This is a genomic window from Parapedomonas caeni (genome assembly GCF_041060555.1).
In the GTDB taxonomy this organism is placed as follows: domain Bacteria; phylum Pseudomonadota; class Alphaproteobacteria; order Sphingomonadales; family Sphingomonadaceae; genus CAUJIW01.
Map to the genome: position 1 here is coordinate 41,281 of NZ_JBEUDS010000007.1, position 13,511 is coordinate 54,791.

The window sequence follows — 13,511 nt, forward strand, 5'->3', positions numbered from 1 at the left end:
CTTCCGCCCCGTGACTCCGGGCGCTGGATCTCATGTGACGGGCAGGGCGCTGACGGTGCGGAACACGTCCTCGAACATCGCGGTGGTCAGCCGGCCGGTGTTGGTATTGTAGCGCGAGCAGTGATAGCTATCCACCAGCCACAGCCCGGAGGGCAGCTTGTGGGTGGCGTTGTGGGCGAAGCGGTACTTCGGCAGCTTGCCGCCGGCGGCCTTGATCGCCGACTGATGGGCGACCTGGCCCAGCGCCACCATGGCCTTGAGCCTGGGCAGGGCGGCGATCTGGGCTTCCAGGAACGGCCGGCAGGCGTGGATTTCCACCGGCAGCGGCTTGTTCTCCGGCGGCACGCAGCGCACCGCGTTGGAGATGAAGCAGCCACGCAGGGTCAGGCCGTCGTCGGGGCGCTGCAGATACGTGCCGTCGGCCAGGCCGAACTTCAGCAGCGTGGCGTAAAGCAGGTCGCCGGCATAGTCGCCGGTGAACGGCCGGCCGGTGCGGTTGGCGCCCTGCAGACCGGGCGCCAGGCCGACGATCAGCAGCCAGGCATCGGGGTCGCCGAAGCCGGGGACGGGGCCGTTGAACCAGTCGGGGAACTTGGCCCGGTTGGCGGCGCGGAAGCCGGCGAGACGCGGACAAAGCTGGCAATCGGCCGGCGGTTCGGTGGAATGAGGGTTGTGGTCCATGCCCGAGTGGAATAGGGGGCTCGGCCCATGGAGACAATGGTTCTCATCGCGTTGGGTTCAAATCGCCGTCATCCCCGCCATGGCGGCCCGGCCGACGTGCTGCGCGCGGCGATGCGGGAACTGGCCGGCCCGGGGCTGCGCGTCACCGGCGTCTCCCGGCTCTACCACACCGCGCCGCTGGGGCCGCCGCAGCCGGCTTACGTCAACGCCGCGCTGCGGGCGGTGACGTCGCTGGCGCCGGCTGAACTGCTGCGGCGGTTGCAGGCGATGGAGCGGCGCTTCGGCCCCAAGGGCCGCCGCCACTGGGGCGAGCGGGTGCTCGACCTCGACATCATCGGCTACGGCACACGGGTGATCCCCGGCCGGCTGGGCTGGCGCACCGGCCACGGCTTCGCGGTGCCGCACCGGCGGGCCCATGAGCGGGCCTTCGTGCTGCGGCCGCTGCTGGATGTCGCGCCCGCGTGGCGCCACCCGGTGCTGGGTCTCACCGTGCGCCAGCTGGCGGCCCGGGTCGACGGCCGGCGCTGGATCCGCGCGGTCGCCGAGGTCTGAGCGCGCCAGCGGCACGCCCCCCCAGAGTCTGATCAGGGCCCGGCGGGGCCTAGTCCACCAGTGCGCCGCCCTTCATCACCGCCGTGACCTTCGACAGCAGGCCGATGTCGGCCAGCGCGTCGCCATCGATGGCGATCATGTCGGCATAACGGCCGGGGCTGATGGCGCCGACGTCGCGGCTCCAGCCCAGCACGTCGGCGGCGACCACCGTCGCGGCCTGGATCGCCTGCATCGGCGTCATGCCGTAGCGCACCATATAGGGGAACTGGCGGGCGTTGTCGCCGTGGGGGTAGACGCCGGCATCGGTGCCGTAGGCGATCTTCACCCCGGCCTTCACCGCCTTGCGGAAGCCGTCGCGCTGGGCGTCGGTGGTCTCGCGGTTCTTGCGCAGATGGCCCTCCGGCCAGCCCTCGCGGGTGCCGACCTCCTCGATGTAATCACCGTTGTAGATGTCCATCACCAGCGCGACGCCGCGCGCCTTGGCCAGCGCAATGCCCTCGTCGTCGATCAGCGAGGCGTGTTCCACCGAGCGCACGCCGGCGCGGATCGCCGCCTTGATGCCGGCGGCGCCATGGGCGTGCGCCGTGGCATAGCTGCCGTGCTGGGCGGCTTGCGTGACTACCGCCCGCATCTCCTCCTCGGTCATCTCCATCTGGCCGGGCTCGGTGCCCTCCGCCAGCACCGCGCCGGTCGCGATGATCTTGATGGTGTCGACGCCGTGCTGGAACAGATAGCGGGTGCGCACGCGCGCCTCGGCGGCATCGGCGACGACGCCCACCCGCATGTCGGCGGGCACCGCCACGTCGGGGGCAAAGCCGGTCACCTCGCCGCCGCCGCCGGGCGCGGTGATGTAGGCGCCGACCACCGACATGCGCGGCCCCGGCACCCGGCCGGCGTTGATGGCGTCGCGCAGGGCGACATCGGTGAAGGCGCGGAAGCAGCCGACGTCGTGCACGGTGGTGAAGCCGGCCTTGAGCGTGGTGTGGGCGTTCTGGGCGCCGACCAGCGCGATCTCGGCGACCGAGTGCAGCAGCGGCTCGGCGACGTTGCTGGTCTGGCCCCAGTCGGCGAGATGGGTGTGCATGTCGATCAGCCCCGGCAGCACCATGTAGCGCGACCAGTCCACCAGCTTGGCATCGGCGGGCGGCGCGGCATAGGCGGTGACCGCGGTGATTCGCCCGTCCTCGACGCGGATCAGCTGGTCGGTCAGCACGCGACTTTTTTCCACATCCACCAGCTTGCCGGCGCGCACATACAGCGTGTCGGCGCCGGCGGAATGCAGCGGCAACAGGGCAAGGCCCGTGCAGATCGCCAGGCCGAGACGGCGAATGGTCGGGAAGGGGCGGGGCAGCATGGCGACGGGGTTCCTGCTCGGGTCAGTGCATGATTGACGGCGGTTGGTCCGCGTGAATAGCCTCCGGGCATCCGGGGGCCGGATGACCGGATTGGACCGCAAGCGCACGGCGCGGGCAAGCGGGAATCAGCGCCCCGGCCTCTTGCAGCACGCACGCCCTCCGGCGTGCGGCGATACCCAGGGACTGGAGTTTTTTCCGATGATGACGATGCGCAAGGCAGCAGTGCTGGTTTCCACGGCGGTGGTGGTTCTGGCGGGGACGGGCGCGCCGGGCGCGCTCGCGGGCGCCGCCGGCAAGGCCGCGGCGGACGCCGCAACGCAAGCCCAGGCGCGCGACATCCTCGGCCGTTCGGTGGCCTTCCGCACGGTGAAGGGGCAGGGCCAGACGGTGGCCTATGCCAATTACCTCGCCGGTCTGCTGAGGCAGGCGGGCTTTGCCGAGGCCGACATCACCATCACGCCGATGGGCGACACCGCCACCTTCGTCGCCCGCTATCGCGGCACGGGCAAGAAGAAGCCGATCCTGGTATCGGCGCACATGGACGTGGTGGAGGCCTTCCCCAAGGACTGGGAGCGCGATCCCTTCACCATGACCGCCGACAACGGCTACCTGTTCGGGCGCGGCGTCGAGGACAACAAGTTCGACCTGTCGATGGTGATGGCGACGGTGCTGCGCCTGAAGCGCGAGGGCTTCAAGCCCAGCCGCGACATCGTGCTGGTGTTCTCGGGCGACGAGGAAACCGAGATGAAGACCACCCGGGCGCTGGCCACCCAGTTCCCGGATGCCGAGCTGCTGCTCAATTCCGACGGCGGCGGCGGCTCGCTGGCCGAGGACGGCAAGCCGATCGGCTATTATCTGCAGGCGGCGGAGAAGACCTACGCCGACTTCGCCATCACCGTCACCAATCCCGGTGGCCACTCCAGCGTGCCGCGCAAGGACAACGCCATCTACGAACTGGCCCAGGCGATCGACCGCATCGCGGCCTATGAATTTCCGGTACAGGCCAGCGAGCTCACCCGCGCCTCGTTCCGCGCCACCGCCAGGAACACGCCGGGCGACCTGGGCGCGGCGATGACGCGTTTCGCCGACAATCCCGACGACAAGCAGGCGGTGGCCACCATCGCGGCGCACCCGGAATATGTCGGCCAGTTGCGCACCACCTGTGTCGCCACCATGCTCAGTGGCGGCCACGCGCTCAACGCGCTGCCGCAGAGCGCCACGGTGTCGGTGAACTGCCGTATCTTCCCCGGCGTCGCGGTGGAAAGCGTGCGTCAGACGCTGGCGCAGGTGATCGCCAACCCGGCCGCCAAGGTGGTGACGCTCGACGATCCCACCGCGTCGGACGCCTCGCCGCTGCGCAAGGACGTGACGGCGGCGGTGCGCAAGGCGGTGGATCGCGTTTATCCGGGCCTCAACATCATTCCCTCGATGTCGTCGGGCGCCACCGACAGCCTGCATTTCCGCGCCGCCGGTATTCCCAGCTACGGCGTGTCGGGCCTCTACGCCAAGGCGTCCGACGGCTATGCCCACGGCCTCAACGAACGGGTGGCGGAGGCCGCACTGGCGCCGGCGCTCGACCACTGGCACACGGTGCTCACCGAACTGGCGAAATAACCGCCGTCGCGCGGGGGCGGCGTTCAGTCGGTGAGCTGGGTGTGGAGGTGGCGGCGGAACGCCACCTCGCCGCGCGGCGCCTCGTCGAGTTCACGCGCATAGCGATGGCCGGCATAGACCGCGTGCGCGATCAGCCCCGGCGCCAGCGCATCGCCGATGCAGGCCATGGTGCGGACGCCATGGTCCGCCCACGCCGCCTCGCGGGCCTTCAGCGCCCGGTACAGCGCGTCGTCGGGCTGGCGCATGGTCAGCGTCACCAGCGCCGCGCAGTCGAGCGTCCGCGTAGCGCCGGACCACACATGCTCCAGCGTCACCTGGCCGGCGGTCAGCGCGGTGACGTTGTGGGCCGGCAGCTGTGTCACCGCCAGCGCGTACAGCCGCTTCTGGATGTGGCGATAGTCGAGTGTGTTGGCGCCCCACGAGGCGACGGTGTCGTCGGGCGTCACCAGCGTGACGGCGTGGCCGTCGACGCGCAGTTTCTCGGCCAGCACGCTGCTCATGTAGAAATAATCGTCGTCGAAAATCACCACCGGCCCGGCCGGCAGCGCGACGCCGTTCATGATGTCGTCGGGCGTGAACAGGGTCGGGCCGTCGAAGCCCGGCACCGCCGCGCCGTTGGAGCGGCCGTAGCCGTCGCGCCGCCAGTGACTGCCGGTGGCCAGCACCACATGGTCGGCGCCGAACTCCAGCACGTCGTCGTCGCCGAGCCGGCTGTCGCGGTAGATCGAGACGTTGGTCATCCGGTTGAGCTGGCCGACCCGCCAGTCGCGCACCCGGCCCCATTCGGCGAGCCCCGGCAGACGGGCCTCGCGGGTCACCCGGCCGCCCAGTTCGGTGGTCGCTTCCGCCAGGTGCACCTCGTAGCCGCGCTGGCCCAGCGCGCGGGCGGCCTCCAGCCCGGCGGGGCCGGCGCCGACCACCAGCACCCGGGCGTCGGATTTTTTCGGCGCGATGATTTCCGGGTGCCAGCCCTTGCGCCATTCCTCGCCCATGGTCGGGTTCTGGGTGCAGCGGATCGGCGTGATGGTCATGTCGCCCGACACACAGATATTGCAGCCGATGCACTCGCGGATGTCGTCAACGCGCCCTTGCTCGATCTTGCGCGGCAGGAACGGGTCGGCGATCGACGGGCGGGCGGCGCCGATGAGATCGAGCACGCCGCGGCGGATCTGCGACACCATGGTGTCCGGCGAGGTGAAGCGACCGACGCCGACGACTGGCCGGGTGGTGGTCTTCTTGACGAAATCGATGAACGGTTCCTGCGCGCCTTCCGGCGCGAAGCGCGACGGCACGGAATCATTGTACCAGGCGGCGAGGTTGACGTCCCACAGGTCCGGGTGCTCGGCCAGCATGGCGACGATGTCGCGGGATTCCTCCAGCGTCACGCCGTCGGCGCCCAGCAGCTCGTCGGTGGCGAAGCGCAGGGCGACGGCGCAGCGATCGCCCACCGCCTCGCGGGTATCCTCCAGTACCTCGCGCAGCAGCCGCACGCGGTTCTCCAGCGAGCCGCCATATTCATCGGTGCGCTGGTTGCGCCGGCGCTGCAGGAAATGCATGGCCAGGCTCAGATCGTGGGCGGCGTAGACATAGATGATGTCGAAGCCGGCGCGCCGGGCCCGCAGCGCCGCGTCGCGGTGCCAGCGGCGGTAGGCGCGGATGTCCTCCCGGTCCATGGCGCGGGCCTGGTGCGGATAGCCGTATTTGCTCGGCTGGTGGCTGGGCGCCAGCAGTACCTCGCGGGAATAGAGGTTGGAGGCGGTGGGGCCGTTGTGCGTCAGCTCGACCGCCGCCAGCGCGCCATGGGCATGCACCTTGTCGCACATCAGCGCCAGGGCGGGGATGTCGTGGTCGTCCCACAGCCGGGCCTCGACATAGGGCGAGACGTCGCCGGAGGGGTGGATCTCGCATTCCTCGGTCGACACCACCGCCCAGCCGCCCTCGGCCTTGACGCCGCGCATGGCGGCGTGGGCCTGCGGCATGGCGTGACCCATGCCGTTGCAGTGGGGCACCTGGGAAAAGCGGTTGCGCGCTGTCACCGGGCCGATTTGCACCGGCTCGAACAGGATGTCGTAGCGGGGGTCGCGGGTCATGTCGGGTGTCCTCGGGGGTGGTTCAGGTGCTGGCGCGCCGTCCCTTCATCAGGGCATAGACGGGGATGCCCAGCGCCACCAGCGCCAGGCACCACAGGAAGGCCTCCGCCCCGGCGCCGTAGAGCGTCCACAGCGCATAGCCGCTGGCCAGTGCCGCCACCACCAGCAGGGCGATCTGCCGGCCGCTGCTGCCCTGGGGCATCCGGCCCGCCAGCGCCAGCCTGAGCGCCGACAGCGAGACTGCCAGATACATGATCAGGTTGGCCGACGTCGAGATCAGCACGATGAAGGTGAACACCTTCACCATCGAGGCCGAATAGTTCATCAGCACCATGGCGCTGACCAGGGCCGAGGTGATGACCAGTGCGCTGCCGGGCGTGCCGTGGCGGGACTGACGGGCGAACAGGCGCGGAAAAATGCCGTCCTCCGCCAGCACGCGCGGCATTTCGCCCTGCACCAGAATCCAGCCGTTGAGGGCGCCGAAGCCGGAGATGAAGGCGAACAGCGCCAGCAGCGTGGCGGCACCGGCGCCCCAATGCTGCCGCACCACCTCGGCGAACGGCGCGCTGGAACTGGCGGCGACCTCGCGCGGCAGCAGCATCACCACGGTCATGCAGGCGACGATGTAGATCAGCCCGGTCACCAGGGTGCCCCAGATGGTGGCCAGCGGAATGGTGCGGGCCGGGTTGTCGACCTTGTCGGCCGGCACCGTCGCCGTCTCCAGTCCCAGCAGGCCCCACAGCGCCAGGATGGCGGTGGCGGTCATGGCGTCGAGGGTGACCGGTTGCGGCTCGGCGCGGATGGCGTCGGTCTGGCCGCTGCCCAGCAGATAAAGACCAAGCGCGCCCACCGCCAGCAGCGGCATCAGTTTCAGGATGGTGGTGACCATCTGCACCGCGCCCATGGTGCGGGTGCCGCGCCAGTTGACGTAGGTAAGCAGCCAGATCATTGCGGTGGTTACCAGCGCCGGGCCGGAAGGTGTGGCCTTGATGGCAGGCACCAGCTCGGCGAGATAGGCGGTGGTGCCGATGGCCACCGCCGCGTTGCCGACCCAGGTGCCGACCCAGTAGGCCCAGGCGACGAGAAAGCCGACCCCCTCGCCAAAGGCCGCGCGCGGATAGACATAAGGCCCGCCGGCGCCCGGCACCACCCGCGACAGCGCGGCGAACACCAGCGCCAGCATCATCGCCCCGGCGACGGTGAAGGCCCAGCCCCCCAGGCCGTTGACGCCGTAGGGCGCCAGCGACGCCGGCAGCATGAACACGCCGGAGCCGATCATGTTGCCAACCACCAGGGCGGTGCACATCCACAGCCCCAGCGCACGGGTGGATTTTCCCGCCATGGCGTCAGGCGGCGAGATCGGCGGTGGCGTAGGCCTGGCGCAGCAGGTTCTGGAAATGCCAGACGCCGGACTCGCGCCTGGGGCACAGCCGCCCGGCGGTGTAGGAGCCGGACATCAGGCCCTTCTGCACCGCCAGGCAAATGGCGATGTCTTCCTGCTGGATTTCGTCGCTGAACGCCTGGTCGTTGTCGATGCGGGCGGCGACCTCGGGGCTCGGCGTGTAGTAATAGTCGAACTCGACGCGGCAGCGCTCCAGCCCCAGCGGCAGGATGCGGTTGGTCTGCATCCGCCCCGGCATGATGTTGAGCATGACGTTGGGGTAGATGAAATAATACCAGGCCTGGCCATCGCCGTAGATGTCGGTGCTGTTGCGCAGCGGCGAGTGCTGCAGCGAATACCAGTCGAACAGCTCGGTGTCGTAGACGCTGTAGTCCAGCACCCGGCTCAGCCCCGGATGCACGGCCGGCAGGTGATAGCCTTCGAGGAAGTTGTCGATATAGACCTTCCAGTTGCAGTCGATGTCGTAGGAGACACGGTGGTAGAAGCGCATCGCCGCCAGATCGACCGGCCGGATGCGCTCGACAATGCCGCCATAGACCGTCTCGAACGGCGCCACCGCGTCGTCGAGGGCGACGAACACCAGGCCCTGCCATTCGCGCACCTGCACGGTGGGCAGGCGGATGTCGGCGACGTTGAAATCCTGTGCCTCGGCCATTTCCGGCGCCATGCGCAACTGGCCGTCGAGGTCGTACAGCCAGCTGTGATAGGCGCATTTCAGGCGCCTGGCGCCGCGGCCGTTGCAGGTGGCGATCGGGCCGGCGCGGTGCCGGCAGACATTGTGGAACGCGTTGAGGTGACCGTCCTCGTGACGGACGATGAGAATGGGCGTGCCGGCGATCTCGGTGACGACATGGTCGCCGGAGCCCGCGAGATCGCCCGCGTGCGCCGCCAGCTGCCAGGAGCGGGCGAACACCGCCTGCTGCTCCACCGCCTGCCAGCGCGGATCGCGGTAGAACCGGGCATCGAGCGCCAGCGCCTGTTCCAGAGGTTGGGTTTGCAGCAGAGGCGAGGGAGGCATGGGCAGGACCTTGAGAAGAAGAGTCGGCGGCGCGCGGGCTCAAGCGCGCGCCGCCGGAAGGCCGGTCAGAACTTCTGACCGAATTTCAGACCCACGGTACGCGGTTTGATCGGCACATAGTAGGTGTTGTCACCGCAGACCGCCTCGGCGCACTGGGTGTAGCGGGTGACCTGGCCGCGTTCGTCGAACAGGTTGACCGCGTAGAGTTCCATGTGCCAGTTGCCGCGCGCGACGCCGAAGGAGAAATCGAACGTCGTGTAGCTGGGCAGCTTGCCGAGAATCGATCGCTCGAACAGACGCAGATCGGACTGGCTTGCGCTCTGGTGAACGATCGAGCCCTGCACGTGCGCTTCCAGTTCGCCCAGGGCGAACTCGTAACGCGCGGTGGCGTTGCCCTTGAACTTCGGCGTCACCGGCAGGCGGGTGCCCTTGGGCGCTTCAGGGTCGGGGCAGACGGTTTCCGGGTCGCCGTTCTCATCGACGAAGCCGCAGTAATTCTCATGCAGCTTGGCGTCGGTGTAGGCGGCAGCACCGGAAAGAGTAAGGCCGTCGGCAACGGCGATGGTAACGTCGGTCTCGACACCCTTGATGCGGGCCTGGCCGGCATTCTTGATTTCCGTCAGGCCCTGGGCGCCGAGGATGGAGAACTGGAAGTTCTTCCAGTCTTCCCAGTAGAAGGCGCCGTTGAACCGCACCCGGTTATCCAGCCAGCTCGTTTTCCAGCCGATTTCATAGTTGGTCAGGAAGTCCGACTTGTACGGCGGCAGGGTGCCGCGGCGGTTGATGCCGCCGGGCCGGTAGCCGCGCGACCAGGTGGCATAGACCAGCGCATCGTCGGTGATCCGGTAGGTCAGGTTCAGGCGATGGATGAAGTCCGTTTCCTTGGTGCCCTTGTCCAGGTTGGTGCAGGGCGCGCCGGCGACGGTGGGCGGCAGCACGTTGCCGTCGCCGTCGGTGAAGCAGGCTGCCTCGCCGATGCCGCTGTTGTAGCCCGACCCGAAGCCGAAGAAGCCCTCCAGCGTGTTGTGCGATTTGAACACGCGGATGCCGCCGGTGGCGGTGAGCTTGTCGGTAAGGTCGTAGGACAGCTCGCCGAAGGCCGCGTAGTCGCGGTCGATGCGGATCTGCTTGGTCAGCCAGATATTGTCGGGTTTGGTGGAGATGGCCAGGTCGTCGGACAGATCGTCGATGATGTAGTCCTGCTGGATGTTGTGACGCTGGCGCTGGTAGAATAGGCCGCCCACGAAACGCAGGCGGTTTTCCTTCGGCGACGACAGCCGCAACTCGTGGCTCTGCCGGGTGAAGCGGTCGATGCCGTGGATGTACTGCGACGGATTGATGAAGTTGCCGTCGTTGTCATAGATGTAGGTCGAGTAGCCGCAGCACTCGTCATAGAAGAACGAGTAGTCGGAATAGTCCGACTCTGACGTCACCTTGCGCTTGAGGAAGGCGCCGGCATAAACCAGATCGAAGTTGCCGATCCTGCCCTCGACGGTCAGTGTCGCCTGCAGCCACTTGTCGTTGGCTTTCTCCGGATAATAGCGGTTGATGGCAAGGTCGCCGACTTCGGGGTCGTAGGCGAAGCTGCCCTTGCTCTTCTGCACCTGACCCATCAGGCCCGGCGTCACCGTCCAGTTGTCGTTGAGATCGATGCGCAACGCGGCGCGGGCGCCGTAGGTGTCGACCTCGTTGTAGTCGTTGCCGGCGACGCCATCGTTGTTGATGGTGATGTCGTCGTCGGGATAGTCGACCAGCCCGTCTTCCTCCGGATGCAGGATGCGGAAGGTGCGGGTGGCGGCCTTGTTGTCGATGTAGCCCGGCTCGTGGTCGTACCAGGCGACGATCCGGATCGCCGCGTTGTCAGAGACCGGGGCGTTGACGAAACTTTCGGCGATGTAGCCGACGTCGCCGTGGCGGACGCTGTTCACTTCCAGATCGTAGCCCGCCGCAAACTTGCTCGGGTCCGGCTTGTTGGTGATGATGCGCAGCGTGCCGGCCTGGCTGCTGGCGCCATAGAGCGTGCCCTGCGGACCGGCCAGCGCCTCGACACGGGCGATGTCATAGATATGGACGTCAAGCGCGCCCTGGATGGTGGTGATCGGCTGCTCGTCGAGATAGATGCCGACACTGGGCTGCGAGCCGGAGTGGTTGCCGTCGCCGCCGCTGGCGACGCCGCGCATGTAGACCGCGCTGGCGCCCGGGCCAAGCGTCTGGAAAGCGACGCTGGGCAGGAACTTGGCGTAGTCGTTGAAGTTGGAGACCTGCAGCTGGTCGAGCTTCTGGGTGCCGAAGGCCTGGATGCTCAGCGGTACCTTCTGCAGGTTCTCCTCGCGCTTCTGGGCGGTGACGACGATATCGTCGAGACCACCGGCCTGCTGGGCGAGGGCCGGCGACATGCCGGCGGTCAGCATGGTGGTCGCCAGCAATATCGTCATGTGTCTGCATGCGGGACGGGTGGTCCCCGTCGCCTTGATCAAATTACTCATGTTGGTCTCCCTGATGATTCAATGGTCGGTGTTGTTTTTATGTCGTTGCTCTCTGCGGTTCTTCGTCGGTGAGGTCGTGGGCGGGGTGTCAGCCCGTCGCCGGTAGCAGCAATGCGGGAACGTCGGGGTAGGCGGCCAGTACCGGGCCGAGCGCCTGGCGCAGCGGTTCGAGCCAGGGCGCATAGTTCTGCCAGTGCTCGACGGCGTCGGTGAAGATCGGCCGGCGCACCTGTTCGGAGCTGGCGGTGCGCACCGCCCGGTCGTTCTCGTAATAGCGCAGGCACTGCTCCTCGAAGGGCAGACCGCAATAGTCGAGCAGGCGACGGATCTCGCCTTCGGTGTCGGCGACCATGCGCTCGTAAATCACCCGGTGAACCCGCCCAGGCAGCACGGCATCGAAATGCGCCATCAGTGCCACATAGTCGCGGTAATAGCGGCCGATGTCCGTCAGGCTGTAGCTGAAGTTCTGGCCGCGCGCGAAATGCTGCTTGAAGCCGGAGAAGCAGCAGCCCAGCGGATGACGGCGGGCATCGATGATCCGCGCGTTGGGCAGGATCAGGTGGATCAGCCCCACATGCGCGAAGTTGTTGGGCATCTTGTCGATGAAGAACGGCCGGCCCTGCTTGCGCTGGATGCGGGTGCGTTCGAGGAATTCCTCACCCAGCGCCTTGAGCTCGTCGGCATCGAGATCGGCCAGCACCTCGGGATAGGCCGAGGGCTGATTGCGCCGCTTGCGGCCGCCCAGCCGGTTGGCGATGGCGATGATGTCCGGTAGCTCCATGGTGCCTTCCACCATCGAGTGGCTGGCGAGAATCTGTTCCACCAGCGTCGAGCCGGCGCGCGGCAGGCCGACGATGAAAATCGGGTCCGGCGCCGGGCAGCCCTGACCGGCGTGGGCGGCGAGGAAGGCCGGCGTGAACAGTGCTCTGGCACGGTTCATCTGGGCGGTGTTCTCGTCGGCGTCGTAGTGAATTTCCTCCCGCCGCAGCGCGTTGCCGCGCGCGTAATTGTCGAACGATTCCGCATGGGCGCCGGCATCCTCCAGCGCCTTGCCGAGCGCGAAATGCAGGTGGTAGCGGTCCTCGTCGGTGATGTCGGCGCGCGCCAGCTGCTGGCGCATGGTGTCGACCTCGGCGTCGGTGAAACGGAAGGTCTTGAGGTTGGCCAGACTCCAGTAGGCCTCGCCCAGCTGCGGCAACTGATGGATCGCTCGGCGGTAGGCGGCGATGCTGTCGGCCTGCCGGCCCACCGTCTTGAGCGCGTGGCCCAAACTCATCCAGCCCTTGGGCTGGTTGGGATAGTCCTTCAGCACCGCGTCGTAGAGGGCGATCGCCTGCTCATAGTCGCCGACCCGGCTCAGCGCGGCGGCCTTGAGGTTGCGGTAACTGGGGTTGCGCGGGTCGATGGACAGCAGCCGGTCGACCTCCGGCAGCACCTCGGCCGACTTGCTCCGCCGGTGCAGCACGATGGCGTAGTTGTGGCGGGCGGCGGTAAAACCCGGCGCGAGTTCCAGGCAGCGGGCCAGCAGCAGTTCGGCATCCTCCAGCCGGCCGAGCCGGATGCCGATTTCCGCCAGCATGCGGATGGCGGTGACGTCGGTGGGGCTGTGCTTCAGGAAGTCGCGCAGCAGCCGTTCGGCCACCGCCAGCCGCTGCTCGCCCAGCGCCACCGCGGCCTCCAGCAGGCGCGGGTCCTTGGCGGCGGCGGTGATGTGCCGGGTGTAGGCGGCATCGGCGCCGGCGGTGTCGCCCATCAGGGTGAGCTGGTCGCCCAGCGCGCGCCAGCCGTTGGCGAGGTCGGGCTTGAGCGCCACGGCACGTTGCAGCGCCTTCAGCGCCGCCTCGCTGTCGCCGAGGCTGCTCAGCGTCAGCCCGTGTTCCAGCTGGGCCGCCGCCCAGCCGGGGTGGTGGGCGGCCAGCGGTTCGAGAATATCGCGTGCGCCCGCCAGATCGCCGCAGCCGCGCAGGGCCGCCCCCAGCAGCAGCAGGGCGTCGCGCTGGCCGGGCATGACCCGGAGAATCTCCCGCGCCTGGCTGGCGGCGAGACGCGGGCGGCTATGCAGCAGTCGGGCGGTATGGTTGAGGGCCGTCGCCAGCGATCCCCGCGTTTCCCCTTCTCCGGTGTCTTCGGCCGGAGCGATGGTGTCGGGGTCGGGAGCAACGCTCGCCATGCGGTCATCCTGTGACGATCAGATGTCAGAGTAGGAGGGCGGCTTTCGCCTTGTCAACGGCGGCGGCGCGCCTGTCGGCGTCCGGTCGTGCACAGGCCTGTCAGTGATGCCATGATGCAATACACCCCCTTGACCGGGCCGGT

General features: G+C 68.2%; 9 protein-coding genes. 2 read left to right on the top strand and 7 right to left on the bottom strand.

All coding sequences use genetic code 11. The features are described from left to right. Positions 1-30: 30 nt before the first annotated feature. A complete protein-coding gene (locus tag ABU113_RS06710; RefSeq protein ID WP_454558726.1) occupies positions 31-681 on the bottom strand; it encodes a uracil-DNA glycosylase in 651 nt (216 codons plus the stop codon). A gap of 27 nt (positions 682-708) precedes the next feature. Here ABU113_RS06710 and folK point away from each other — a divergent pair, with 27 nt between their 5' ends. Then, entirely contained in the window at positions 709-1,233 is a 525-nt protein-coding gene (gene folK / locus ABU113_RS06715; protein ID WP_454558727.1) for a 2-amino-4-hydroxy-6-hydroxymethyldihydropteridine diphosphokinase, read from the top strand. A gap of 49 nt (positions 1,234-1,282) precedes the next feature. Here folK and ABU113_RS06720 read toward each other — a convergent pair whose 3' ends face one another. Next, positions 1,283-2,587, bottom strand: coding sequence for a Xaa-Pro dipeptidase (locus tag ABU113_RS06720; protein ID WP_454558728.1), 1,305 nt, complete (start codon positions 2,585-2,587; stop codon positions 1,283-1,285). 208 nt (positions 2,588-2,795) lie between these two features. Between ABU113_RS06720 and ABU113_RS06725 the strand changes: the two genes are divergently transcribed. After that, positions 2,796-4,202 carry a M20/M25/M40 family metallo-hydrolase gene (locus tag ABU113_RS06725; protein ID WP_454558729.1) on the top strand — a complete coding sequence of 469 codons (1,407 nt, stop codon included), beginning with the start codon at positions 2,796-2,798 and terminating at the stop codon, positions 4,200-4,202. A gap of 23 nt (positions 4,203-4,225) precedes the next feature. Here the strand turns inward: ABU113_RS06725 and ABU113_RS06730 are convergent, their stop codons facing one another. From ABU113_RS06730 to ABU113_RS06750, 5 genes are all read right to left on the bottom strand, one after another. Next, positions 4,226-6,292 (bottom strand): oxidoreductase, encoded by a 2,067-nt coding sequence (locus tag ABU113_RS06730; protein ID WP_454558730.1) that lies wholly within the window; start codon positions 6,290-6,292, stop codon positions 4,226-4,228. Between the two features lie 22 nt (positions 6,293-6,314). Next, the gene (locus ABU113_RS06735; protein ID WP_454558731.1) at positions 6,315-7,634 is read right to left on the bottom strand and encodes an amino acid permease; all 1,320 of its coding nucleotides are present in this window, start codon (positions 7,632-7,634) and stop codon (positions 6,315-6,317) included. A 4-nt stretch (positions 7,635-7,638) separates the two neighbouring features. After that, positions 7,639-8,712, bottom strand: a complete 1,074-nt coding sequence (locus ABU113_RS06740) for an aromatic ring-hydroxylating oxygenase subunit alpha (protein ID WP_454558732.1) — start codon at positions 8,710-8,712, stop codon at positions 7,639-7,641. Between the two features lie 65 nt (positions 8,713-8,777). Then, complete coding sequence (locus tag ABU113_RS06745; protein WP_454558733.1) at positions 8,778-11,147, bottom strand: TonB-dependent receptor; 2,370 nt, start codon at positions 11,145-11,147, stop codon at positions 8,778-8,780. A gap of 139 nt (positions 11,148-11,286) precedes the next feature. Next, the gene (locus ABU113_RS06750; protein ID WP_454558734.1) at positions 11,287-13,368 is read right to left on the bottom strand and encodes a sulfotransferase; all 2,082 of its coding nucleotides are present in this window, start codon (positions 13,366-13,368) and stop codon (positions 11,287-11,289) included. Between the last annotated feature and the right edge of the window lie 143 nt (positions 13,369-13,511).